Below are 25,101 nucleotides of genomic sequence, written 5' to 3' on the forward strand. Positions count from 1 at the left end.
ACGTTTAAGGAAAAACAGATGACGAACACCAATGGCAAGAGCAAAATCGTACTGGCATACTCCGGCGGGCTAGATACCTCGGCAATTATTCCGTGGCTGAAAGAGCATTATGATTGCGAAGTGATCGCATTTGTTGCCGATGTTGGGCAAGAGCGTGAAGATTTGATCGGGATAGAAGAAAAAGCCCTGAAATCAGGTGCTTCAGCCTGTTATATCAAAGATTTACGCGAAGAGTTCGTTAAGCATTACGTCTACCCGACACTGCAAACCGGTGCGCTGTATGAGGGCACTTATCTGCTGGGTACATCAATGGCTCGCCCAATTATTGCCAAAGCGCAGGTTGAGCTGGCGCTGGAGATTGGTGCCGATGCGTTGTCGCATGGCTGTACTGGCAAAGGTAATGATCAGGTGCGTTTTGAAACCACCTTTGCCGCACTTGCTCCACAGTTGAACGTGATTGCCCCGTGGCGGGAGTGGGATCTGCGCTCGCGTGAAGCGCTGCTCGACTATCTGGCCGAGCGCAATATCCCGACCACCGCGTCACTGACCAAAATTTATAGCCGCGATGCCAACGCTTGGCACATCTCCACCGAAGGCGGAGTGCTAGAAAGCACCTGGAATGCGTCGAACCAAGATTGCTGGGTCTGGACAACCGATCCTGAGCAAGCGCCGGAAAAGCCTGAATATGTCACCGTACAGGTGGCCAATGGTGAAGTTGTGGCGGTGGATGGCAAAGCCATGAGCCCTTACCAGTGCTTAACCTACCTGAACGATAAAGGTGCGCCGCACGGTATCGGTCGGGTTGATATTGTCGAAAACCGTCTGGTTGGCATGAAATCACGCGGCTGCTATGAAACACCGGGCGGCACTATCATGGTCACCGCGCTGCGCGCCATTGAGCAACTGGTGCTCAACAAAGATAGCTTCAAGTGGCGCGAACAGCTGGGGCTAGAGATGTCGCATGTGGTCTATGATGGCCGCTGGTTTACCCCGCTGTGTGCCTCGCTGGTGGCGGCTGCACAATCACTGGCTGCCGATGTGAACGGTGAGGTGGTGATCAAGTTGTATAAAGGAAACTGTACCGCCATCCAGAAACGCTCGCCGAATAGCCTGTACTCGGAAGACTACGCCACCTTTGGTGCTGATCAAGTGTATGACCACAGTGATGCCGGTGGATATATCCGCCTGTATTCACTCTCTGCCCGTATTCGCGCACTGAGCCGTCAGTAAACTCTGATTCTCATCGCTGGCTGCACGGTATCGGCAGATATTGCTGATACCGGTGTCGATTTTAGTTTTATCACAATTTAATGATAACAACCCCCGTGATAACAGGAGTAGAGATGGCTCAGGCAGGTGCACTGTGGGGCGGACGGTTCAGCGAAGCAGCCGATCTGCGCTTTAAACAATTTAATGATTCACTGCGGTTTGATTACCGTTTGGCCGAGCAGGATATTGATGGCTCGGTTGCATGGTCACACGCACTGGTCAGCGTGGGAGTGCTGACCGAACGTGAGCAACAACAACTGGAGGCGGCACTGCTGGCGCTCAAACTGCGGGTTCAGGCTGATCCGCAACAGGTCCTGCGTTCTGATGCAGAAGATATCCACAGTTGGGTGGAAGGTGAACTGATTCAGGCGGTCGGCGATTTAGGGAAAAAACTGCACACCGGCCGTAGCCGTAACGATCAGGTCGCCACCGATCTGAAACTGTGGTGCAAACAGCAAACGCTGGTATTACAACAGGCTATCCGCCACTTTCAGCAGGCATTAGTACACACTGCCGAGGCACATCAGCAGGCAGTGATGCCGGGTTACACCCATCTGCAACGCGCCCAACCGGTTACTTTTGCCCACTGGTGTCTGGCCTATTTTGAGATGCTAGAGCGCGATCACTCTCGCCTTAGTGATGCGCTGACTCGCATGAATACCAGCCCGCTCGGTTGCGGCGCGCTGGCAGGCACGGCATATCCGATTGATCGTGATCTACTGGCTAAATCGCTCGGGTTTGCTAGCGCCACGCGCAACAGCCTCGATACCGTTGCCGATCGCGATCATGTGGTTGAGCTGATTTCAGCGGCGGCACTGAGTATGAGCCATCTGTCGCGTTTTGCCGAAGATCTGATTTTCTTCAACAGCGGTGAGGCCGGTTTTGTTGAGCTGGCGGATAAAGTCACATCCGGATCATCGCTGATGCCACAAAAGAAAAACCCTGATGCTCTTGAGCTGATCCGCGGCAAAACTGGGCGGGTCACCGGTGCACTAAGTGGCCTTTTGATCACCCTCAAAGGTTTGCCTTTGGCCTACAACAAAGATATGCAAGAGGATAAAGAGGGGCTGTTTGATGCGCTCGATACTTGGCTGATGTGTCTGGATATGGCCGCGTTAGTCCTTGAAGGCATTCAGGTGCGCACGCAGCGCACGGCAGAGGCCGCGCAGCAAGGGTATTCGAATGCCACTGAGCTGGCCGATTATCTGGTGGCAAAAGGTGTTGCGTTCCGCGAGGCTCACCATATTGTCGGTGAGGTGGTGGTGGCTGCCATTGCTGCTGGAAAAGCACTCGAAGCGTTATCGCTCAGTGAGTTACAGCGGTTTAGTGCGGTGATTGCGGCAGATGTCTATCCGATATTGTCACTGGAGTCTTGTCTGGCCAAACGCAGTGCCAAAGGTGGCGTTGCACCCGAGCAGGTTGCTTTTGCCATTGCGCAGGCAAAACAGCAGTTAGCCGGATAAATCACAGAGCAGAGTCAATGTGTGGCGCATTCGGTGTGGTTAAATTTCGGGATAGTCAAATATTGACCGAAACACCCTGCGCGACAGTGCTGCTGTGGAGGTTGCTACAGCAGCACGCGGTGAATGACAAATCGGTGAGCCTCATAACGGGCAGAGCGGAGCAGAGGTTTACAGCGCGAAAGCCATCTGCGGATCAGCGGCGGTAAACTTCACATGCAGCTTGTTGCTGCGTGGAAACTCGCGCGCGATCACCGGTTTTAAGATCGTACGTAATTGTGAAAAATCACAGTGCAGCGTTTGATCGACAAAACCAAACACACTGATGCGATAGGCATCTGCTGCTGTTTTTTCTACCCAGTAACCGCGATCTTTTTTGAATGAAAAAACACCCAAGCGATCGCCAGTATGAAATGAACGGCTGCGTTGCAAAGAGTAGGTCAATGCGTGAGCGGCGGGGATCATAAGTGTTCTCCTCATCCTGACTTTTTGTCTATTATGACAAACTCATTGCATATCATCCATTCAGAATTATTGACTCTTTCGTTCAGCGTGGCTGAATCGATACCAATTAAAAGGCCACTTCAGCAGTGAAGTGGCCTTTTTTTATCGTTAATAACAGGATATTGCGGGATAAAATATCAGCGCTTACTCACCCGGACAAACCTGACAATGGGCAACCATCTCTGGCCCCAGCTTGAGTTTAGCCTGCAAGTCACGCAGTGCAGTGCGCAGACCCTCTTCGATCACCGGATGATAAAATGGCATATCCAGCATCTGGCCTACTGTCATCTGTTGCTGATGTGCCCAAGCCAGCAGGTGCGCGATGTGCTCAACATTTGGCCCCATCATCTCAGCACCGAGGAAACGCCCCGTTCCCTGCTCGCCATACACATGCAAAATACCCTTGTTGCGCAGCATCACCCGTGAGCGGCCCTGATTTTCAAAAGAGACCTCGCCGGTGGCAAAGCAGCCGCACGAACCGTATTTCTCACTGAGTTCGCGGTGAGTCGAACCAACCATGGCAATTTGCGGATCAGAGAACACCACCGAGATCGCGCTGCGGCGCAAGCCAGCACGGATATCTGGAAAACGGCCAGCATTATCACCAGCAATTTTGGCCTGATCAGCCGCTTCATGCAGCAGAGGAAGTTGGTTGCTGGCATCACCGGCGATAAAAATATGCGGCACACTGGTTTGCAACGTGTAGCGATCAGCCTGCGGAATACCGCGATCATTGACCGCTACCGTGGTGTTTTCCAGCCCAATTTTATCGACATTAGCTCTGCGGCCGGTAGCCGCCAGCACGTAATCGACCAGAATCTCTTGGCTTTGCCCCTGCTTATCCTGATAACGGATAAACACCTGATCACCCTCGCGCTGCATCAGCTCAACCTTGGCATCGGCATCAAGGTAGAACTCATCATTGAGGGTTTTCGCTGCGTAATCACGTACTGCGCTGTCGGTCAGTGGGCCGACCAAGCCGCCCATACCGAACATTACAACCTTTACACCTAAGCGGTGCAGTGCTTGTCCTAGCTCCAGACCAATGACACCTGGGCCAAACACTGCCACTGACTGCGGTAAATCATCCCAGTTAAATACATCATCATTAATGATTAAGCGATCACCGAGTGAGTTCCACGGCGCAGGCCAGCTTGGGCGTGAACCGGTCGCAATCACAATGCGCTTAGCGGTAATCTGAGTGTGTTGATCAACTTGCAACGTATGCTCATCAAGAAAGCGAGCATAACCGAGAATTTTATCTTCGGCCGGAATGCTATCAACGCCCTCCATCACAAAGCCAACAAAGCGATCACGTTCGCGTTTAACGCGATCCATCACTTCACGGCCATTGATCAGCGTTTCGCCTTGTGGATGAACACCAAAACCGGGGGCTTTTTCAATTTGATGTACTGCTTCTGCTGCGGCAATCAGCAGCTTAGACGGCATACAACCTACCCGTGCACAGGTTGTACCAAACGGGCCACCTTCAATCATCACCACACTGTTGGTATGTGCTTTTGCCGCACGATACGCACCTAAACCGGCTGTACCACCACCAATAACTGCAACATCAACCTGTAACTGCTTCATTTGTTTATCCTTACTTTCTGGATTTTGCACATCCAACTTGCAAAAAAAAGGCGGGGAGGGGGCTCCCCGCCAAATGCTTTACGTTGGTTTTCTTATTGATAATGCGAGAGTTATGCGTGCAAATAGGTCTCTAAGTCATCACTGCCGCCAATGTGCTTACCGCCGATAAACACTTGTGGCACGGTAGTGCGGCCGGAAATGGCACGCAGACTGACGGTGGTAGCATCTTTACCCAGAATAATCTCTTCAAATGCAATGTGGCGATCCATCAGCATTTGCTTGGCTTTTGCACAGTACGGGCAGCCAGGTTTGGTGATGATAGAGACTGACTCTTGTACCTGATAATCAGGAGACAGATACTTCAGCATGGTATCTGCATCAGAAACTTTGAACGGATCGCCCGGCTCTTCAGCTTCGATAAACATCTTCTCTACCACGCCGTTACGTACCAGCATGGAGTAACGCCATGAACGTTGACCAAAGCCCAGATCTTCTTTCTCTACCAGCATACCCATGCCGCGAGAGAACTCACCGTTACCATCAGGAATGAAGGTAATACGGTCGGCTTTCTGATCATCTTTCCATGCGTTCATGACGAAAGTATCGTTCACTGACACACACAAAATTGCATCCACACCCAGTTTGGCGAAAACCGGTGCTAGCTCGTTATAACGCGGCAGGTGGCTGGATGAACACGTTGGTGTAAATGCGCCCGGCAGTGAGAATACGATCACTGTTTTATCTTTAAACAGGGTATCTGTGGTCAGATCAACCCACTGATCAGCCTGACGAGTGCGGAACGTAACCTGTGGAACCGCTTGACCTTCATGACTCTTCAACATATTCGTTATCCCTAATTTTATGAATGCAGTGAATTAACAATTCATCGTAATCGTATTTCCTGACGGGCTGTCCGTCATCTCTTGTAACCAATTATGTGATCTGACGATTGATAGTTCTAATCGCTTATCGCTATTCTATCGATAGGTTCTCACTATCAAATGGTGTGTTATGAATATCCGCGACCTTGAATATCTGGTGGCACTGGCCGAACACAAGCATTTTCGCAAAGCAGCGGAAGCCTGTTACGTTAGTCAGCCGACGTTAAGCGGGCAGATCCGTAAGCTAGAAGATGAGTTGGGCGTGATGTTGCTTGAGCGCACTAGCCGTAAAGTGCTGTTCACGGAGTCGGGCATGCGCTTGGTTGATCAGGCGCGTGAAGTGCTGCGGCAGGTCAAAATTCTCAAAGAGATGGCCAGCGTACAGGGTGATGAGATGTCAGGCCCGCTGCACATTGGCGTGATCCCCACCACTGGTCCGTATCTGTTGCCGCACATTATCCCGTTATTGCGCCAGCGTTTTCCGCAGTTAGAAATGTATCTCCACGAGGCACAGACCCATCAGTTACTGGCGCAACTCGATGCCGGTCAGATTGACTGCGCGCTGCTGGCGTTGGTCAAAGAGACTGAACCATTTATCGAGATCCCGCTGTTCGATGAGCCGATGCTGCTGGCCGTATGCAGTGATCACCCGTGGGCCAGCCGGACAGAGATCCGCCTGCCGGAGCTGGCCGGGGAGCACGTACTTATGCTAGAAGACGGGCACTGTCTGCGCGATCAGGCGATGGGCTTTTGCTTTGCCGCCGGAGCCGACGAAGATACCCATTTTCGCGCCACCAGTTTAGAAACACTGCGCAACATGGTCGCCGCCGGTGCGGGGATGACACTGTTGCCGCAGTTGGCCGTGCCGCAACAGCGCACGCGCGATGGCGTGAGTTACCTGCCTTGCCATGATCCGCAGCCGCTGCGCACCATCGGGCTGGTCTACCGGCCAGGCTCTCCGCTCAAAGCGCGCTATGAGCAACTGGCCGAAGCGATTCGCCAGCAGATGCTGCCGTTACTGACTCAGCGCTGATTTTCACCGCCGCAGCGCGCACAATAAAAAAACGGCTTAAAACAATCGGTTTAAGCCGTTCAGTGCCGCCACCCGATATGCCTCAGCCATGGTTGGGTAATTGAAGGTTGTATTGACAAAATACTCTATCGTATTCGCACTGCCACTCTGTTCCATAATTGCTTGCCCGATATGGATAATCTCTGCCGCCCGCTCACCAAAGCAGTGAATGCCCAAAATCGCCTTGGTTTCGCGATGAAACAAAATCTTCAGGCTGCCGACATTCATCCCTGCAATCTGCGCTCTGGCCAGATGTTTGAACTGAGCGCGACCCACCTCATACGGCACATTGAGCGCGGTCAGCTCCTGCTCGGTTTTCCCGACCGAACTTATCTCAGGAATAGTGTAAATACCGGTTGGGATATGCTCAATCAGCTTACTGCGCACACTCTGCTGGGCAATTGCCTGCGCCACAATCCGCCCTTGATCATACGCCGCTGATGCTAGACTCGGATAACCAATCACATCCCCGACCGCATAAATATTCTCTGCGCAGGTTTGGTAATGGTCATTTACCTGCAATTGTCCGCGCATATCGGCAGACAGGCCGATATTCTCGAGTTGCAGTAAATCGGTATTGCCGGTGCGCCCGTTGGCATACAGCAGGCAATCAGCCTTCATTTTTTTACCTGACTTGAGATGCAAGATCACCCCGTGATCAGTGCCCTCTATCTGTGCGCACTCCTCATGGTGGCGGATCACCACCCCACTGTTCCAAAAATGGTATGACAGCGAATCAGAGATCTCCTGATCTAAAAATGACAGCAGACGATCCCGCGTGTTAATCAGATCAACTTTCACCCCCAGCCCGCGAAAAATAGAGGCATATTCACAGCCAATCACCCCAGCGCCATAAATGATCACGTGGCGTGGATCATGCTGGAGCGACAAAATTGAATCGCTGTCATACACACGCGGGTGTGAGAAATCCACCCCTTGCGGGTGATACGGGCGCGATCCGGTGGCAATCACCACATAACGGGCACGCAGCACCGTTTGTGCTTGTTCCGCATCAGTGATAGTCAGCGTATGTGCATCAATAAAATGGGCCGTACCAAAAAAAAGCTGACACTGATTGCGATCATAAAACCCTTTACGCATGCGGGTTTGCTGCCCGATAACATGCTGGGCATGTGCCAGTATTTTGGGAAAGGTACTACGCAGGGTGACGGAATTATCGCAATACAGCGGGTTGTGGTTGAACTCAATAATCCGGCTTACCGCATGGCGCAATGCCTTTGACGGGATAGTACCCCAATGTGTACAACCCCCACCAACACTGGGGTGTCGTTCAACCATAGCAACGCGAAAACCCTGTTTTACCAGCCCCATTGCCGCCCCTTCACCACCGGGGCCTGAGCCAATCACTATTACATCAAAATCGAATTCATTATCAACAGTAGGGGTATGCATGTCAGATCCAGCACGTTATTATTATTCAACACAAATGTAACATTTCACGTTGCCAGCCCCAATCTGATTATCATTAGTGATATAAAAGCGTGATGCAGGCAGCACCTTATCGAGCCGTATTCACCTGCTGAGTGGTTGTAGAAAAATATCGTAGGTGATTACAAATACAAAGCGTCTTTAAAGCAGAAGATTATGCTGGAAGGGGTGATCGAATGCGTAAACGGTATTCGCGTTTTAAACAGTTCGCGTTAGACTGAACAACACAACTGATATGTGATGCTTATTCATCCTCAATACTGGTCGATTATCACAGCATAATTCGGGCTATATTGAGTGTTAAATCGGCATTTAATACACCGTTAACCCAGAGTAGATAGACCAGTATATGGGTGTTCGAGCCGAACAAAAAGAGCGTACACGCCGTGCATTAATTGATGCCGCTTTCAGCCAGCTCAGTGTTGAGCGCAGTTTTTCTAGCCTAAGTTTGCGGGAAGTGGCACGGGAAGCTGGCATAGCCCCTACCTCGTTTTATCGCCATTTCCGCGATATGGACGAGCTTGGGCTTACCATGGTTGATGAAAGTGGCCTGATGCTGCGCCAACTGATGCGGCAGGCTCGCCAGCGTATTGCCACCGGCGGCAGTGTTGTGCGCACCTCAGTAGAAACATTCATGGAGTTTATCTGCGATAACCCCAATGTTTTCCGCCTACTATTGCGTGAGCGCTCTGGCACTTCTGCCGCATTTCGTGCTGCTGTTGCGCGTGAAATTCAGCATTTTATTGCGGAGTTATCTGAGTACATCGTGCAGAACAATAAAATGCCAATGCCTTTTGCCGCCGCACAAGCTGAAGCGATGGTCACACTGGTTTTTACCGCGGGTGCTGATGCGCTGGATATGGATCAACACAGCCGTAATTTGCTGGAAGAGCGGTTAGTGCTGCAATTGCGGATGATCGCAAAAGGTGCATACTGGTATCGTAAAGAGCAGGAAAAACGTGCAATAGCGCAATAATTCCATCTTGTCATGACCGTCATGTATAACGTTTATGCTACAAAGGTTATGCACCGGATTACTGGCAGACAGAACTGAGCCCTAGCTTATGCACTGACAGGTATAATCAGCGTGATCAATATAATAAACGCGATGAACGTACTGAATGCAATTAGCCTATAAAAACATCGTTCAGAAAAGTTAAGACAGAGCCCATTGATAAGTAAAATTAGGAAAGAATAATGAATCAAACCACACAGAGAAAAGAGTTGAAACCACTCCTGTTGGCACTGCTGGTTGGCTTTTGTGGTAATGCGACCGTCGCAACCCTGTTCAATAGCCACGTCACTTTCAGCCTGTTTCCGGTGATTGCACTGGTGCTGTCGGTATACTGCCTGTATCAGCGCTATGTCAGCGCACCACTGCAAAATGATTCTCCGCTGCTGACCGGTCTGAGCTTCATTTTTGGAGTGCTTGCTTACTCGGTTTTTGTCCGCGTTGAGCATCCGGAGATTGGCTCTAATTTTATCCCGCTGATGCTTTGCATGGCTTTGCTATTCTGGATTTTAAGTAAACTGGGTTTACTGAGTAAAAAAAGCGCCTAAAACCAAACAGCCCGCTTGAATGAGCGGGCTGCTGTGTTTATTTATGCTTTGCGTTCAAGCAGCACACCACTTTCCATATGGTGGGTATACGGGAATTGGTCAAATAGCGCTAACTTCTTAATTTCGTGGGTTTCACTTAACACCAGCAAATTGTCGCGCAGTGTTTCAGGGTTGCATGAAATATAAAGAATACGCTCATATCCCTGCACCAGTTTTACCGTGTCGGCATCTAGACCACTGCGTGGTGGATCGACAAAAATGGTATTGCACTGATAACTTTTCAGATCAATACCCTTTAGGCGATTAAACTCACGAACACCGTTCATTGCCTGTGTAAAATCTTCCGCTGACATACGAATAATTTGCACGTTTTCCAGCTTATTCACCGCAATATTATACTGCGCCGATTCAACGGAAGGCTTGGCAATCTCAGTCGCCAGCACGCGGTTAAAATTGCGTGCCAGTGCCAATGAAAAATTACCGTTACCGCAATAGAGCTCTAACAGATCGCCCGTTGCATGTTGCGTGGCATCCACTGCCCAATCCAGCATGTGCATGTTGACCACCGCATTGGGCTGAGTAAAGCTGTTTTCTACTTGGCGATAGATCATCTCTTTGCCTTTCACAAACAAACTTTCATCAACATAATCATGATCTAACATGATTTTTTGCTTGGTTGCGCGGCCAATCAACTGCAGATTAAACCCCTCACAACGCAGTGCATCTCGCAAATGGCGCGCTTCATGCTGCCACTGCTCATCGAGTTTTTTGTGATACAGCAGCGAAACAATTACTTGATTACTTAACGTAGACAGATAATCAATCTGGAACAACTTGTTGCGCAGCAGCGGGTTATGGCGCAGCTGATCCAGCAGCGCCGTCATCAAACGGTTGATCAACTTACTGGCTGCAGGAAACTGATCCACACGAAGCCGCGCTTTTGTCTCTTTATCAAACACAATGTGATAAAGATCTTCACCCTCATGCCAGATTCGAAACTCTGCCCGCATCCGGTAGTGCTGATGTTCCGAGGCAAAAACCTCTGGTGCCGGCGCATCAAACTGCGCCATCAGCGTCTGTAAACGAGCCGTTTTTTCCGCTAACTGGGCATCGTACTGATCAATAGGCAAACTACCAGGGGTCATCACTTTTCTCCGCAAACATCGCTATATAAGAAGGGAATTGTAGGCAAACCGAGAGGGAAGTCCAGCTTATAGAAGGTTTAGCAATCTAGACATCTAAATCGACAGTTAGTAATATACCGTCTCCGGTCTCTACCAAGAGCGAAAAGGGAATCTGGTGAAAATCCAGAACTGACGCGCAGCGGTAAAGGGGAACGAAAGTAACAGGCAGCACACACTGCCGACACTGTTGCTTCTGTATTGCACAATAAATACCAATGTAAATACAGAAGAATGGGAAGTTCGTTACCGTAGGTTCATTGCCCCAAGTCCGAAGACCTGCCGGAAACACGGGTCTGCTGTTATCAGGTACGTCGCGGGATGCGGCCTGCTGACAGTGGCAAATGCTCGATTTGTAAGGCATCGATAATTAATGAATAACACCAATCCAACGCTATTAGCGGGGGCCATTGCGGCTGCCCTTTTTTCGGGAACCACCGTTGCTGAAAACCGCACCACCGAAGATGGCTCACCCATCATCGTCATCACCAGCGCCAACCGCTTTGCCCAGCCAGTATCATCGGTTCTTGCACCGGTAGAAGTGGTTACCCAACAAGAGATGTCTCGTTGGCAGGTCACCTCTGTCACCGAAGCACTGCGTCGTCTGCCGGGAGTTCAGATCTCACAAAGTGGTGGTTTGGGGCAATTGTCGACAGTATTTATTCGCGGTAATGAGTCTCGGCATGTTTTAGTCTTAATTGACGGTATCCGCGTTGCACAGTCAGCCAGTGGTACAGGTTCAGTTGATTTTAATCAGTTACCACTCGCGCTAGTTGAACGTATTGAATATATCCGTGGCCCACGCTCATCAACTTATGGTGCAGATGCGATTGGCGGTGTGATTAATATTATTACCGGAAGGGAAACTGATGGCGGTAATTTACAAGCCTCTGCGGGCAGTCTGCATTACCAAAATTATCAGGGTAGTGTACGTCGAAAGCTTGATGACAATACGACGGTATCAATAGCTGGGCAATTTGCTGATACCCGTGGTTATGATGTTGTAGCGGGTACTAACGAACCTGATCGCGATGGATTTAGAAGCCGTTTTGGGTGGGGATCTATTGAGCATAAATTTTCAGATTCAATAGAGGGTTTTTTGCGTATTCATGGATTTGCAAATCAACGTGAATATGATGGTTCGTCTTCTACATCAAGTAATCAAGGGCGAACGTACTCTCGTCAATATGATTCTGGGCTAAAATTTCAGCAGAATGAGTATTCTAGCCAATTGATCGCAAGCTATCAGAATGTGGATAGTGATACATTTAATAAAAACAATACATCTGCACACGATGAATACAATCAGCGCACGTTACAGTGGATGAATAACTACCAAGTTGGATCAGGTCAAATTGGTGCGGGTGTTGATTGGAATCGGAATCAGGCTTTTATTGGCAGTGCGCCTAAGCAGAGAGATAATACCGGTGTTTACATTACTGCTCAGCAGGTATTAGATAAATGGACTGTGGAAGGTGCTATTCGCCAAGATCATAACCAAGATTATGGTGATAATTTCACATGGCAAAGTGGTCTTGGTTGGCAATTTATTGACAACATGCAAGTGGTACTTTCATATGGAACAGCATTTAAAGCCCCAACATTGAGTCAGCAATATGGTTCACAATACAGTAAACCAAGTCCAAATTTAGAAGCAGAAACGTCAAAAAATTTGGAACTGGCATTAAATGGGCAGATGAATGCTCTGAGTTGGCGTGTCGCCGGTTATCGTAATGATATTGATAACTTAATAACTCAACCCGAATATAAAGGACCGTATGTCAATATCAAAAAGGCACAAATTAAGGGCATTGAGGGACAAGTATCCTACTCTAGCTCTCTAGCTACGCATACCTTATCCGCTGATTATACGAACCCAAGAGATCAGGAAGATAAACTGTTAACTAAGCGAGCTCAGCATACTTACAAATATATGTTGGATTTTGAAGTTATGCGTACACAGTTTAATATTGCATATCAATATATAGGTAAGCGATATGATTGGGATTATAGAGAACTCCCAAGCTACAGCCTGTGGGATCTTGCCGCCTCATATCCTATAACGCAAAGCTTCACCGCCCGTGGTAGAATCGCAAACCTGTTTGATAAAAAGTACGAAACCGCGTACGGCTATCCAGCGGCAGAGCGCGCCTACTACCTGACCTTGAGCTATGATTTCTGACAGAAAAAAACAGCAACCTACAGTCCTCGTCTTTGACTCCGGCGTAGGCGGCCTCTCTATATACCAAGAAATCCGGCAGCGATTGCCGGATTTACACTACCTCTATGCCTTCGATAACGCCTGCTTCCCCTATGGTGAACAACCCGAAACCCTTATTATTGAACGCGTACTCGCCATTGTCAGCGCCATTGCCCGCCAGCACCCGCTCGACATGGTCATCATCGCCTGCAATACCGCCAGCACCATCACACTGCCCGCACTACGAGCCCGTTTTGCCATCCCCATTGTTGGTGTCGTACCCGCCATCAAACCGGCTGCAGAGCGTACCCGCAACGGCATTATTGGCCTGCTCGCCACCCGAGCCACCGTCAAACGCCCCTACACCCATCAACTCATCAGCCAATTTGCCAGCCAGCACCACGTCAAACTGCTCGGCTCAGCCGAACTCGTGCAACTTGCCGAGCAAAAAATGCAAGGGCAGCCCATTGCCCCACACGCCCTGCGCCACATCCTTGCTCCTTGGCTTACCCAAACCTGCGCGCCTGACACCATCGTACTGGCCTGCACCCACTTTCCCCTATTAAAAGAAGAACTGCAGCAAATCCTCCCCCCCCATACACAACTTATAGACTCCGGCAGCGCCGTAGCCAAACGCGTCGAATACCTGCTCACCCAGCAAAACGGCCTATCCACTACCGTAAACAGCACTCAACAGCCAAAAAACCAGAGCTATTGCACTTTATGGGATACACACGCAGAGCAACTACAACCCCTGTTTACCCACGAAAACCTCGGAAAACTGCAAAAACTGGTGCTTTAAACCCCAAATAGACCGATCTTTGAACAAACAGAAAAAAAATGCACATTTCCCCTTGTGCCAAACTCAAAACGCCCTATAATGCGACCCCACTGACACGGCAACTGTGATGCAAATCACTGAAAGCAAAGCAGTAAAGAATAAAATGCTTTTAAGGAATGTGAAAAACAGACCTTGACAGCCAAAGGGAAATGCGGAATAATGCGCGCCCTGTCAACGTGAAAGCGCTGACACTGCTCTTTAAAAAATTAATCAGACAATCTGTGTGGGCACTCGTTGAAGACGCTGACTATCCAAAAGATACTTAGTTAAACGAGTGACTGACAATTTATTTGCTAGTTATTTCGAGCGACAAACTTTAAATTGAAGAGTTTGATCATGGCTCAGATTGAACGCTGGCGGCAGGCCTAACACATGCAAGTCGAGCGGTAGCACAAAGAAGCTTGCTTCTTGGGTGACGAGCGGCGGACGGGTGAGTAATGCCTGGGGATCTGCCCGATAGAGGGGGATAACTACGGGAAACTGTAGCTAATACCGCATAATGTCTACGGACCAAAGTGGGGGCTCTTCGGACCTCATGCTATCGGATGAACCCAGGTGGGATTAGCTAGTTGGTGGGGTAATGGCTCACCAAGGCGACGATCTCTAACTGGTTTGAGAGAATGACCAGTCACACTGGAACTGAGACACGGTCCAGACTCCTACGGGAGGCAGCAGTGGGGAATATTGCACAATGGGGGAAACCCTGATGCAGCCATGCCGCGTGTGTGAAGAAGGCCTTCGGGTTGTAAAGCACTTTCAGCGAGGAGGAAAGGGAGCAGCTTAATACGCTGTTGCTATGACGTTACTCGCAGAAGAAGCACCGGCTAACTCCGTGCCAGCAGCCGCGGTAATACGGAGGGTGCAAGCGTTAATCGGAATTACTGGGCGTAAAGCGCACGCAGGCGGTTTGTTAAGTCAGATGTGAAATCCCCGCGCTCAACGTGGGAACTGCATTTGAAACTGGCAAGCTAGAGTCTTGTAGAGGGGGGTAGAATTCCAGGTGTAGCGGTGAAATGCGTAGAGATCTGGAGGAATACCGGTGGCGAAGGCGGCCCCCTGGACAAAGACTGACGCTCAGGTGCGAAAGCGTGGGGAGCAAACAGGATTAGATACCCTGGTAGTCCACGCTGTAAACGATGTCGATTTGGAGGTTGTGCCCTTGAGGCGTGGCTTCCGGAGCTAACGCGTTAAATCGACCGCCTGGGGAGTACGGCCGCAAGGTTAAAACTCAAATGAATTGACGGGGGCCCGCACAAGCGGTGGAGCATGTGGTTTAATTCGATGCAACGCGAAGAACCTTACCTACTCTTGACATCCAGAGAATCCTGTAGAGATACGGGAGTGCCTTCGGGAGCTCTGAGACAGGTGCTGCATGGCTGTCGTCAGCTCGTGTTGTGAAATGTTGGGTTAAGTCCCGCAACGAGCGCAACCCTTATCCTTTGTTGCCAGCGCGTAATGGCGGGAACTCAAAGGAGACTGCCGGTGATAAACCGGAGGAAGGTGGGGATGACGTCAAGTCATCATGGCCCTTACGAGTAGGGCTACACACGTGCTACAATGGCATATACAAAGGGCGGCAAGCTAGCGATAGTGAGCGAATCCCATAAAGTATGTCGTAGTCCGGATTGGAGTCTGCAACTCGACTCCATGAAGTCGGAATCGCTAGTAATCGTAGATCAGAATGCTACGGTGAATACGTTCCCGGGCCTTGTACACACCGCCCGTCACACCATGGGAGTGGGTTGCAAAAGAAGTAGGTAGCTTAACCTTCGGGGGGGCGCTTACCACTTTGTGATTCATGACTGGGGTGAAGTCGTAACAAGGTAACCGTAGGGGAACCTGCGGTTGGATCACCTCCTTACCTGCGATACCAGCCTTTGGCTGAGTGCTCACACAGATTGTTTGATTAATTGAAAGAAGAGAGACTTATCTGGGTCTGTAGCTCAGGTGGTTAGAGCGCACCCCTGATAAGGGTGAGGTCGGTGGTTCAAGTCCACTCAGACCCACCACTTCCTTTTCAGAGGAAAGTGGAAAGATAAGTCACACCGGTATGGGGTTATAGCTCAGCTGGGAGAGCGCCTGCCTTGCACGCAGGAGGTCTGCGGTTCGATCCCGCATAGCTCCACCATATCGCAAAGCGAATTGAACGTAACAGTTCACTTTGCCATATGGTATTTGCAGAACACTGTGAACTACCTTGCTCTTTAAAAATTTGGAAACAAGCTGATAAATAACTGAAGTTCTTAAGAACAAGCGTCTTGAGAAACTGGCATATGACCAGTTTAGTACTTTCATCAATCTGAAATAATTTTGGGTTGTATGGTTAAGTGACTAAGCGTACACGGTGGATGCCTTGGCAGTCAGAGGCGATGAAGGACGTGCTACCCTGCGAAAAGGGTTGGTGAGCTGGGATGAAGCGCTATTAACCAACCATGTCCGAATGGGGAAACCCACCTAAGATAACTTAGGTATCGTTAAGTGAATACATAGCTTAACGAGGCGAACCGGGAGAACTGAAACATCTAAGTACCCCGAGGAAAAGAAATCAACCGAGATTCCGTTAGTAGCGGCGAGCGAACGCGGAGCAGCCCAGAGTCAACATCAGCCAGTGTATTAATGGAACGGCCTGGAAAGGCCGGCGATACAGGGTGATAGCCCCGTACATGAAAGTGCACTGGTTGTGAGCTCGATGAGTAAGACGGGACACGTGGTATCCTGTTTGAAGATGGGGGGACCATCCTCCAAGGCTAAATACTCCTGACTGACCGATAGCGAACCAGTACCGTGAGGGAAAGGCGAAAAGAACCCCTGTGAGGGGAGTGAAATAGAACCTGAAACCGTGTACGTACAAGCAGTAGGAGCACCTTCGTGGTGTGACTGCGTACCTTTTGTATAATGGGTCAGCGACTTATATTCTGTAGCAAGGTTAACCGAATAGGGGAGCCGTAGGGAAACCGAGTCTTAATAGGGCGCTTTAGTTGCAGGGTATAGACCCGAAACCCGGTGATCTAGCCATGGGCAGGTTGAAGGTTGGGTAACACTAACTGGAGGACCGAACCGACTAATGTTGAAAAATTAGCGGATGACTTGTGGCTGGGGGTGAAAGGCCAATCAAACCGGGAGATAGCTGGTTCTCCCCGAAAGCTATTTAGGTAGCGCCTCGGACGAATACCTACGGGGGTAGAGCACTGTTTGGGCTAGGGGGTCATCCCGACTTACCAACCCCATGCAAACTCCGAATACCGTAGAGTACTATCCGGGAGACACACGGCGGGTGCTAACGTCCGTCGTGAAGAGGGAAACAACCCAGACCGCCAGCTAAGGTCCCAAAGTCATGGTTAAGTGGGAAACGATGTGGGAAGGCTCAGACAGCTAGGATGTTGGCTTAGAAGCAGCCATCATTTAAAGAAAGCGTAATAGCTCACTAGTCGAGTCGGCCTGCGCGGAAGATTTAACGGGGCTAAACCATGCACCGAAGCTGCGGCAATGACGTTTAGGCGTTATTGGGTAGGGGAGCGTTCTGTAAGCGGTAGAAGGTGTGCTGTGAGGCATGCTGGACGTATCAGAAGTGCGAATGCTGACATAAGTAACGATAAGGGGAGTGAAAAACTCCCCCGCCGGAAGACCAAGGGTTCCTGTTCAACGTTAATCGGAGCAGGGTGAGTCGACCCCTAAGGCGAGGCTGAAAAGCGTAGTCGATGGGAAACGGGTTAATATTCCCGTACTTGTGGTGACTGCGAAGGGGGGACGGAGAAAGTTAGGCTATCCGGGCGACGGTTGTCCCGGTTTAAGCGTGAAGGTGGGAAGACTAGGTAAATCCGGTTTTCTGCATAACACTGAGGCGTGATGACGAAGCACTACGGTGCTGAAGTAGCTGATACTACGCTTCCAGGAAAAGCCTCTAAGCATCAGGTCACCAGAAATCGTACCCCAAACCGACACAGGTGGTCAGGTAGAGAATACTCAGGCGCTTGAGAGAACTCGGGTGAAGGAACTAGGCAAAATGGTGCCGTAACTTCGGGAGAAGGCACGCTGACGGTAGGTGAAGTCCCTTGCGGATGGAGCTGAAGTCAGTCGAAGATACCAGCTGGCTGCAACTGTTTATTAAAAACACAGCACTGTGCAAACACGAAAGTGGACGTATACGGTGTGACGCCTGCCCGGTGCCGGAAGGTTAATTGATGGGGTTAGCGCAAGCGAAGCTCTTGATCGAAGCCCCGGTAAACGGCGGCCGTAACTATAACGGTCCTAAGGTAGCGAAATTCCTTGTCGGGTAAGTTCCGACCTGCACGAATGGCGTAATGATGGCCAGGCTGTCTCCACCCGAGACTCAGTGAAATTGAAATCGCTGTGAAGATGCAGTGTACCCGCGGCAAGACGGAAAGACCCCGTGAACCTTTACTATAGCTTGACACTGAATATTGAGCCTTGATGTATAGGATAGGTGGGAGGCATTGAAACGTGAACGCCAGTTTGCGTGGAGCCGACCTTGAAATACCACCCTTTAATGTTTGATGTTCTAACGTGGTCCCGTAATCCGGGATGCGGACAGTGTCTGGTGGGTAGTTTGACTGGGGCGGTCTCCTCCTAAAGAGTAACGGAGGAGCACGAAGGTTGGCTAATCCTGGTCGGACATCAGGAGGTTAGTGCAATGGCATAAGCCAGCTTAACTGCGAGACGGACAGGTCGAGCAGATACGAAAGTAGGTCATAGTGATCCGGTGGTTCTGTATGGAAGGGCCATCGCTCAACGGATAAAAGGTACTCCGGGGATAACAGGCTGATACCGCCCAAGAGTTCATATCGACGGCGGTGTTTGGCACCTCGATGTCGGCTCATCACATCCTGGGGCTGAAGTTGGTCCCAAGGGTATGGCTGTTCGCCATTTAAAGTGGTACGCGAGCTGGGTTTAGAACGTCGTGAGACAGTTCGGTCCCTATCTGTCGTGGGCGTTGGATGATTGAGGGGGGCTGCTCCTAGTACGAGAGGACCGGAGTGGACGTATCTCTGGTGTTCCGGTTGTCACGCCAGTGGCATTGCCGGGTAGCTAAATACGGAAGAGATAAGCGCTGAAAGCATCTAAGCGCGAAACTTGCCCCGAGATGAGTCATCCCTGAGGCCTAGAGCCTCCTAAAGGGTTGTTGGAGACTACGACGTAGATAGGCAGGGTGTGTAAGCGTAGCGATACGTTGAGCTAACCTGTACTAATTGCCCGTGAGGCTTAACCATACAACGCCAAAGTTATGTTGGACGATGAAGTTCAGACGATGTTTTTGAGAGCAAAATAGAATTTATCAGTGCGTTTTCAGATTTAGCGTAATGGCCATAAGATGGCGGTTATGTAAATAGAATACAAGAATTTGCCTGGCGGCGATAGCGCGGTGGTCCCACCTGACCCCATGCCGAACTCAGCAGTGAAACGCCGTAGCGCCGATGGTAGTGTGGGGTCTCCCCATGCGAGAGTAGGGAACTGCCAGGCATCAAATTCTCTTAGATGGTATAAGTTTTAATAAATAAAGTTGCTGATATGGCTCAGTTGGTAGAGCGCACCCTTGGTAAGGGTGAGGTCCCCAGTTCGACTCTGGGTATCAGCACCATTATTTATTAAAATTTTCCCGGCAGCAATAGCACGATGGCCCCACCTGATCCCATGCCGAACTCAGTAGTGAAACGTCGTAGCGCCGATGGTAGTGTAGGGTTTCCCTATGTGAGAGTAGGACACTGCCGGGATTCAAAATTAAAGTGTCACTTTTACATTGACACAATATAGGGAAATGCGAAATAATGCGCGCCCTGTCAACGTGAAAGCGCTGGCGCTGCTCTTTAAAAAATTAATCAGACAATCTGTGTGGGCACTCGTTGAAGACGCTGACTATCCAAAAGATACTTAGTTAAACGAGTGACTGACAATTTATTTGCTAGTTATTTCGAGCGACAAACTTTAAATTGAAGAGTTTGATCATGGCTCAGATTGAACGCTGGCGGCAGGCCTAACACATGCAAGTCGAGCGGTAGCACAAAGAAGCTTGCTTCTTGGGTGACGAGCGGCGGACGGGTGAGTAATGCCTGGGGATCTGCCCGATAGAGGGGGATAACTACGGGAAACTGTAGCTAATACCGCATAATGTCTACGGACCAAAGTGGGGGCTCTTCGGACCTCATGCTATCGGATGAACCCAGGTGGGATTAGCTAGTTGGTGGGGTAATGGCTCACCAAGGCGACGATCTCTAACTGGTTTGAGAGAATGACCAGTCACACTGGAACTGAGACACGGTCCAGACTCCTACGGGAGGCAGCAGTGGGGAATATTGCACAATGGGGGAAACCCTGATGCAGCCATGCCGCGTGTGTGAAGAAGGCCTTCGGGTTGTAAAGCACTTTCAGCGAGGAGGAAAGGGAGCAGCTTAATACGCTGCTGCTATGACGTTACTCGCAGAAGAAGCACCGGCTAACTCCGTGCCAGCAGCCGCGGTAATACGGAGGGTGCAAGCGTTAATCGGAATTACTGGGCGTAAAGCGCACGCAGGCGGTTTGTTAAGTCAGATGTGAAATCCCCGCGCTCAACGTGGGAACTGCATTTGAAACTGGCAAGCTAGAGTCTTGTAGAGGGGGGTAGAATTCCAGGTGTAGCGGTGAAATGCGTAGAGATCTGGAGGAATACCGGTGGCGAAGGCGGCCCCCTGGACAAAGACTGACGCTCAGGTGCGAAAGCGTGGGGAGCAAACAGGATTAGATACCCTGGTAGTCCACGCTGTAAACGATGTCGATTTGGAGGTTGTGCCCTTGAGGCGTGGCTTCCGGAGCTAACGCGTTAAATCGACCGCCTGGGGAGTACGGCCGCAAGGTTAAAACTCAAATGAATTGACGGGGGCCCGCACAAGCGGTGGAGCATGTGGTTTAATTCGATGCAACGCGAAGAACCTTACCTACTCTTGACATCCACAGAACTTTCCAGAGATGGATTGGTGCCTTCGGGAACTGTGAGACAGGTGCTGCATGGCTGTCGTCAGCTCGTGTTGTGAAATGTTGGGTTAAGTCCCGCAACGAGCGCAACCCTTATCCTTTGTTGCCAGCGCGTGATGGCGGGAACTCAAAGGAGACTGCCGGTGATAAACCGGAGGAAGGTGGGGATGACGTCAAGTCATCATGGCCCTTACGAGTAGGGCTACACACGTGCTACAATGGCATATACAAAGGGCGGCAAGCTAGCGATAGTGAGCGAATCCCATAAAGTATGTCGTAGTCCGGATTGGAGTCTGCAACTCGACTCCATGAAGTCGGAATCGCTAGTAATCGTAGATCAGAATGCTACGGTGAATACGTTCCCGGGCCTTGTACACACCGCCCGTCACACCATGGGAGTGGGTTGCAAAAGAAGTAGGTAGCTTAACCTTCGGGGGGGCGCTTACCACTTTGTGATTCATGACTGGGGTGAAGTCGTAACAAGGTAACCGTAGGGGAACCTGCGGTTGGATCACCTCCTTACCTGCGATACCAGCCTTTGGCTGAGTGCTCACACAGATTGTTTGAAGTTGCGTCCCCTTCGTCTAGAGGCCTAGGACACCGCCCTTTCACGGCGGTAACAGGGGTTCGAACCCCCTAGGGGACGCCACAATTGCTCTTTAAAAATTTGGAAACAAGCTGATAAATAACTGAAGTTCTTAAGAACAAGCGTCTTGAGAAACTGGCATATGACCAGTTTAGTGCTTTCATCAATCTGAAATAATTTTGGGTTGTATGGTTAAGTGACTAAGCGTACACGGTGGATGCCTTGGCAGTCAGAGGCGATGAAGGACGTGCTACCCTGCGAAAAGGGTTGGTGAGCTGGGATGAAGCGCTATTAACCAACCATGTCCGAATGGGGAAACCCACCTAAGATAACTTAGGTATCGTTAAGTGAATACATAGCTTAACGAGGCGAACCGGGAGAACTGAAACATCTAAGTACCCCGAGGAAAAGAAATCAACCGAGATTCCGTTAGTAGCGGCGAGCGAACGCGGAGCAGCCCAGAGTCAACATCAGCCAGTGTATTAATGGAACGGCCTGGAAAGGCCGGCGATACAGGGTGATAGCCCCGTACATGAAAGTGCACTGGTTGTGAGCTCGATGAGTAAGACGGGACACGTGGTATCCTGTTTGAAGATGGGGGGACCATCCTCCAAGGCTAAATACTCCTGACTGACCGATAGCGAACCAGTACCGTGAGGGAAAGGCGAAAAGAACCCCTGTGAGGGGAGTGAAATAGAACCTGAAACCGTGTACGTACAAGCAGTAGGAGCACCTTCGTGGTGTGACTGCGTACCTTTTGTATAATGGGTCAGCGACTTATATTCTGTAGCAAGGTTAACCGAATAGGGGAGCCGTAGGGAAACCGAGTCTTAACTGGGCGATTTAGTTGCAGGGTATAGACCCGAAACCCGGTGATCTAGCCATGGGCAGGTTGAAGGTTGGGTAACACTAACTGGAGGACCGAACCGACTAATGTTGAAAAATTAGCGGATGACTTGTGGCTGGGGGTGAAAGGCCAATCAAACCGGGAGATAGCTGGTTCTCCCCGAAAGCTATTTAGGTAGCGCCTCGGACGAATACCTACGGGGGTAGAGCACTGTTTGGGCTAGGGGGTCATCCCGACTTACCAACCCCATGCAAACTCCGAATACCGTAGAGTACTATCCGGGAGACACACGGCGGGTGCTAACGTCCGTCGTGAAGAGGGAAACAACCCAGACCGCCAGCTAAGGTCCCAAAGTCATGGTTAAGTGGGAAACGATGTGGGAAGGCTCAGACAGCTAGGATGTTGGCTTAGAAGCAGCCATCATTTAAAGAAAGCGTAATAGCTCACTAGTCGAGTCGGCCTGCGCGGAAGATTTAACGGGGCTAAACCATGCACCGAAGCTGCGGCAATGACGTTTAGGCGTTATTGGGTAGGGGAGCGTTCTGTAAGCGGTAGAAGGTGTGCTGTGAGGCATGCTGGACGTATCAGAAGTGCGAATGCTGACATAAGTAACGATAAGGGGAGTGAAAAACTCCCCCGCCGGAAGACCAAGGGTTCCTGTTCAACGTTAATCGGAGCAGGGTGAGTCGACCCCTAAGGCGAGGCTGAAAAGCGTAGTCGATGGGAAACGGGTTAATATTCCCGTACTTGTGGTGACTGCGAAGGGGGGACGGAGAAAGTTAGGCTATCCGGGCGACGGTTGTCCCGGTTTAAGCGTGAAGGTGGGAAGACTAGGTAAATCCGGTTTTCTGCATAACACTGAGGCGTGATGACGAAGCACTACGGTGCTGAAGTAGCTGATACTACGCTTCCAGGAAAAGCCTCTAAGCATCAGGTCACCAGAAATCGTACCCCAAACCGACACAGGTGGTCAGGTAGAGAATACTCAGGCGCTTGAGAGAACTCGGGTGAAGGAACTAGGCAAAATGGTGCCGTAACTTCGGGAGAAGGCACGCTGACGGTAGGTGAAGTCCCTTGCGGATGGAGCTGAAGTCAGTCGAAGATACCAGCTGGCTGCAACTGTTTATTAAAAACACAGCACTGTGCAAACACGAAAGTGGACGTATACGGTGTGACGCCTGCCCGGTGCCGGAAGGTTAATTGATGGGGTTAGCGCAAGCGAAGCTCTTGATCGAAGCCCCGGTAAACGGCGGCCGTAACTATAACGGTCCTAAGGTAGCGAAATTCCTTGTCGGGTAAGTTCCGACCTGCACGAATGGCGTAATGATGGCCAGGCTGTCTCCACCCGAGACTCAGTGAAATTGAAATCGCTGTGAAGATGCAGTGTACCCGCGGCAAGACGGAAAGACCCCGTGAACCTTTACTATAGCTTGACACTGAATATTGAGCCTTGATGTGTAGGATAGGTGGGAGGCATTGAAACGTGAACGCCAGTTTGCGTGGAGCCGACCTTGAAATACCACCCTTTAATGTTTGATGTTCTAACGTGGTCCCGTAATCCGGGATGCGGACAGTGTCTGGTGGGTAGTTTGACTGGGGCGGTCTCCTCCTAAAGAGTAACGGAGGAGCACGAAGGTTGGCTAATCCTGGTCGGACATCAGGAGGTTAGTGCAATGGCATAAGCCAGCTTAACTGCGAGACGGACAGGTCGAGCAGATACGAAAGTAGGTCATAGTGATCCGGTGGTTCTGTATGGAAGGGCCATCGCTCAACGGATAAAAGGTACTCCGGGGATAACAGGCTGATACCGCCCAAGAGTTCATATCGACGGCGGTGTTTGGCACCTCGATGTCGGCTCATCACATCCTGGGGCTGAAGTTGGTCCCAAGGGTATGGCTGTTCGCCATTTAAAGTGGTACGCGAGCTGGGTTTAGAACGTCGTGAGACAGTTCGGTCCCTATCTGTCGTGGGCGTTGGATGATTGAGGGGGGCTGCTCCTAGTACGAGAGGACCGGAGTGGACGTATCTCTGGTGTTCCGGTTGTCACGCCAGTGGCATTGCCGGGTAGCTAAATACGGAAGAGATAAGCGCTGAAAGCATCTAAGCGCGAAACTTGCCCCGAGATGAGTCATCCCTGAGGCCTAGAGCCTCCTAAAGGGTTGTTGGAGACTACGACGTAGATAGGCAGGGTGTGTAAGCGTAGCGATACGTTGAGCTAACCTGTACTAATTGCCCGTGAGGCTTAACCATACAACGCCAAAGTTATGTTGGACGATGAAAGTTCGAGACGATGTTTTTGAGAACAAAAACAGAATTTATCAGTGCGTTTTCAGATTTAGCGTAATGGCCATGAAATGGCGGTTATGTAGATAGAATAAAAGAATTTGCCTGGCGGCGATAGCGCGGTGGTCCCACCTGACCCCATGCCGAACTCAGCAGTGAAACGCCGTAGCGCCGATGGTAGTGTGGGGTCTCCCCATGCGAGAGTAGGGAACTGCCAGGCATCAAATAAGTAAGAAGCCCATCCGAAAGGATGGGCTTTTTGCGTTGTTGTATTTTATTTATTAAAACTTATTGGGGATTTTGGACAGGCACGCGTGAGCGATTTGCTGAGGCTCACACGATAATGAACTTATCAGTAGCTCAACGCCCTAACTGTCCAATTATCAATTATCAATTATCAATTATCAATTAT

General features: G+C 50.3%; 12 protein-coding genes, 4 tRNA genes, 7 rRNA genes and 1 riboswitch. Of the genes, 18 read left to right on the top strand and 5 right to left on the bottom strand.

Annotated features, from left to right (window positions below; genetic code table 11):
• The first annotated feature begins 18 nt into the window (after positions 1-18).
• The gene (locus tag AC1HDJ_RS03435; protein WP_479533399.1) at positions 19-1,230 is read left to right on the top strand and encodes an argininosuccinate synthase; all 1,212 of its coding nucleotides are present in this window, start codon (positions 19-21) and stop codon (positions 1,228-1,230) included.
• A gap of 113 nt (positions 1,231-1,343) precedes the next feature.
• Positions 1,344-2,732 (top strand): argininosuccinate lyase, encoded by a 1,389-nt coding sequence (argH, locus tag AC1HDJ_RS03440; protein ID WP_479533401.1) that lies wholly within the window; start codon positions 1,344-1,346, stop codon positions 2,730-2,732.
• A 168-nt stretch (positions 2,733-2,900) separates the two neighbouring features.
• Here the strand turns inward: argH and AC1HDJ_RS03445 are convergent, their stop codons facing one another.
• From AC1HDJ_RS03445 to AC1HDJ_RS03455, 3 genes are all read right to left on the bottom strand, one after another.
• Positions 2,901-3,194, bottom strand: coding sequence for a hypothetical protein (locus AC1HDJ_RS03445; RefSeq protein WP_438622704.1), 294 nt, complete (start codon positions 3,192-3,194; stop codon positions 2,901-2,903).
• Positions 3,195-3,377: 183 nt separating this feature from the next.
• Positions 3,378-4,826 carry a dihydrolipoyl dehydrogenase gene (locus AC1HDJ_RS03450; RefSeq protein ID WP_479533403.1) on the bottom strand — a complete coding sequence of 483 codons (1,449 nt, stop codon included), beginning with the start codon at positions 4,824-4,826 and terminating at the stop codon, positions 3,378-3,380.
• Positions 4,827-4,936: 110 nt separating this feature from the next.
• The gene (locus tag AC1HDJ_RS03455) at positions 4,937-5,668 is read right to left on the bottom strand and encodes a glutathione peroxidase (RefSeq protein ID WP_479533405.1); all 732 of its coding nucleotides are present in this window, start codon (positions 5,666-5,668) and stop codon (positions 4,937-4,939) included.
• Positions 5,669-5,837: 169 nt separating this feature from the next.
• Between AC1HDJ_RS03455 and oxyR the strand changes: the two genes are divergently transcribed.
• Positions 5,838-6,740, top strand: a complete 903-nt coding sequence (gene oxyR, locus AC1HDJ_RS03460; protein WP_479533407.1) for a DNA-binding transcriptional regulator OxyR — start codon at positions 5,838-5,840, stop codon at positions 6,738-6,740.
• A gap of 36 nt (positions 6,741-6,776) precedes the next feature.
• Here oxyR and sthA read toward each other — a convergent pair whose 3' ends face one another.
• Positions 6,777-8,192 (bottom strand): Si-specific NAD(P)(+) transhydrogenase, encoded by a 1,416-nt coding sequence (sthA, locus tag AC1HDJ_RS03465; RefSeq protein WP_479533409.1) that lies wholly within the window; start codon positions 8,190-8,192, stop codon positions 6,777-6,779.
• A 385-nt stretch (positions 8,193-8,577) separates the two neighbouring features.
• Here sthA and fabR point away from each other — a divergent pair, with 385 nt between their 5' ends.
• Positions 8,578-9,204, top strand: a complete 627-nt coding sequence (gene fabR / locus AC1HDJ_RS03470) for an HTH-type transcriptional repressor FabR (RefSeq protein ID WP_479533411.1) — start codon at positions 8,578-8,580, stop codon at positions 9,202-9,204.
• A 221-nt stretch (positions 9,205-9,425) separates the two neighbouring features.
• Entirely contained in the window at positions 9,426-9,788 is a 363-nt protein-coding gene (locus AC1HDJ_RS03475) for a YijD family membrane protein (protein WP_479533413.1), read from the top strand.
• Between the two features lie 41 nt (positions 9,789-9,829).
• Here AC1HDJ_RS03475 and trmA read toward each other — a convergent pair whose 3' ends face one another.
• Positions 9,830-10,933 (bottom strand): tRNA (uridine(54)-C5)-methyltransferase TrmA, encoded by a 1,104-nt coding sequence (trmA, locus tag AC1HDJ_RS03480; protein ID WP_479533415.1) that lies wholly within the window; start codon positions 10,931-10,933, stop codon positions 9,830-9,832.
• A gap of 106 nt (positions 10,934-11,039) precedes the next feature.
• A riboswitch (cobalamin riboswitch) is annotated at positions 11,040-11,270 on the top strand.
• 72 nt (positions 11,271-11,342) lie between these two features.
• Between trmA and AC1HDJ_RS03485 the strand changes: the two genes are divergently transcribed.
• The 13 genes from AC1HDJ_RS03485 to rrf (AC1HDJ_RS03545) all read left to right on the top strand — a co-directional run bounded on the left by AC1HDJ_RS03485 (position 11,343) and on the right by rrf (AC1HDJ_RS03545) (position 24,909).
• Positions 11,343-13,151 (top strand): TonB-dependent receptor domain-containing protein, encoded by a 1,809-nt coding sequence (locus AC1HDJ_RS03485; RefSeq protein ID WP_479533417.1) that lies wholly within the window; start codon positions 11,343-11,345, stop codon positions 13,149-13,151.
• A complete protein-coding gene (gene murI, locus AC1HDJ_RS03490) occupies positions 13,141-13,971 on the top strand; it encodes a glutamate racemase (protein ID WP_479533419.1) in 831 nt (276 codons plus the stop codon). The genes AC1HDJ_RS03485 and murI overlap by 11 nt, the downstream gene beginning before the upstream one ends.
• A 357-nt stretch (positions 13,972-14,328) precedes the next feature.
• A 16S ribosomal RNA gene (locus AC1HDJ_RS03495) occupies positions 14,329-15,871 on the top strand.
• A 71-nt stretch (positions 15,872-15,942) separates the two neighbouring features.
• Positions 15,943-16,019: transfer RNA gene (locus tag AC1HDJ_RS03500), tRNA-Ile, on the top strand.
• A gap of 43 nt (positions 16,020-16,062) precedes the next feature.
• Positions 16,063-16,138: transfer RNA gene (locus tag AC1HDJ_RS03505), tRNA-Ala, on the top strand.
• Between the two features lie 193 nt (positions 16,139-16,331).
• Positions 16,332-19,238, top strand: a 23S ribosomal RNA gene (locus tag AC1HDJ_RS03510).
• A 134-nt stretch (positions 19,239-19,372) separates the two neighbouring features.
• A 5S ribosomal RNA gene (gene rrf, locus AC1HDJ_RS03515) occupies positions 19,373-19,488 on the top strand.
• A 42-nt stretch (positions 19,489-19,530) separates the two neighbouring features.
• Positions 19,531-19,606, top strand: a tRNA-Thr gene (locus tag AC1HDJ_RS03520).
• A 17-nt stretch (positions 19,607-19,623) separates the two neighbouring features.
• A 5S ribosomal RNA gene (gene rrf, locus AC1HDJ_RS03525) occupies positions 19,624-19,739 on the top strand.
• A 213-nt stretch (positions 19,740-19,952) separates the two neighbouring features.
• Positions 19,953-21,495 (top strand): 16S ribosomal RNA (locus AC1HDJ_RS03530).
• A 51-nt stretch (positions 21,496-21,546) separates the two neighbouring features.
• A tRNA-Glu gene (locus tag AC1HDJ_RS03535) sits at positions 21,547-21,622 on the top strand.
• A 127-nt stretch (positions 21,623-21,749) separates the two neighbouring features.
• Positions 21,750-24,656, top strand: a 23S ribosomal RNA gene (locus AC1HDJ_RS03540).
• A 137-nt stretch (positions 24,657-24,793) separates the two neighbouring features.
• Positions 24,794-24,909, top strand: a 5S ribosomal RNA gene (rrf, locus tag AC1HDJ_RS03545).
• Together the 16S, 23S and 5S rRNA genes with 4 tRNA genes alongside form the textbook arrangement of a ribosomal RNA operon.
• The last annotated feature ends 192 nt before the right edge of the window (positions 24,910-25,101 follow it).

The sequence above is a fragment of the Plesiomonas sp. ISS29 genome (assembly GCF_056522795.1).

Bases quoted from the DNA above. Each gene is read 5' to 3' on its own strand.
- sthA (WP_479533409.1), bottom strand. From the start codon at position 8,192: ATGCATACCCCTACTGTTGATAATGAATTCGATTTTGATGTAATAGTG.
- argH (WP_479533401.1), top strand. From the start codon at position 1,344: ATGGCTCAGGCAGGTGCACTGTGGGGCGGACGGTTCAGCGAAGCAGCC.
- murI (WP_479533419.1), top strand. From the start codon at position 13,141: ATGATTTCTGACAGAAAAAAACAGCAACCTACAGTCCTCGTCTTTGAC.
- AC1HDJ_RS03475 (WP_479533413.1), top strand. From the start codon at position 9,426: ATGAATCAAACCACACAGAGAAAAGAGTTGAAACCACTCCTGTTGGCA.
- oxyR (WP_479533407.1), top strand. From the start codon at position 5,838: ATGAATATCCGCGACCTTGAATATCTGGTGGCACTGGCCGAACACAAG.
- AC1HDJ_RS03435 (WP_479533399.1), top strand. From the start codon at position 19: ATGACGAACACCAATGGCAAGAGCAAAATCGTACTGGCATACTCCGGC.
- AC1HDJ_RS03485 (WP_479533417.1), top strand. From the start codon at position 11,343: ATGAATAACACCAATCCAACGCTATTAGCGGGGGCCATTGCGGCTGCC.
- trmA (WP_479533415.1), bottom strand. From the start codon at position 10,933: ATGACCCCTGGTAGTTTGCCTATTGATCAGTACGATGCCCAGTTAGCG.
- AC1HDJ_RS03445 (WP_438622704.1), bottom strand. From the start codon at position 3,194: ATGATCCCCGCCGCTCACGCATTGACCTACTCTTTGCAACGCAGCCGT.
- fabR (WP_479533411.1), top strand. From the start codon at position 8,578: ATGGGTGTTCGAGCCGAACAAAAAGAGCGTACACGCCGTGCATTAATT.
- AC1HDJ_RS03455 (WP_479533405.1), bottom strand. From the start codon at position 5,668: ATGTTGAAGAGTCATGAAGGTCAAGCGGTTCCACAGGTTACGTTCCGC.
- AC1HDJ_RS03450 (WP_479533403.1), bottom strand. From the start codon at position 4,826: ATGAAGCAGTTACAGGTTGATGTTGCAGTTATTGGTGGTGGTACAGCC.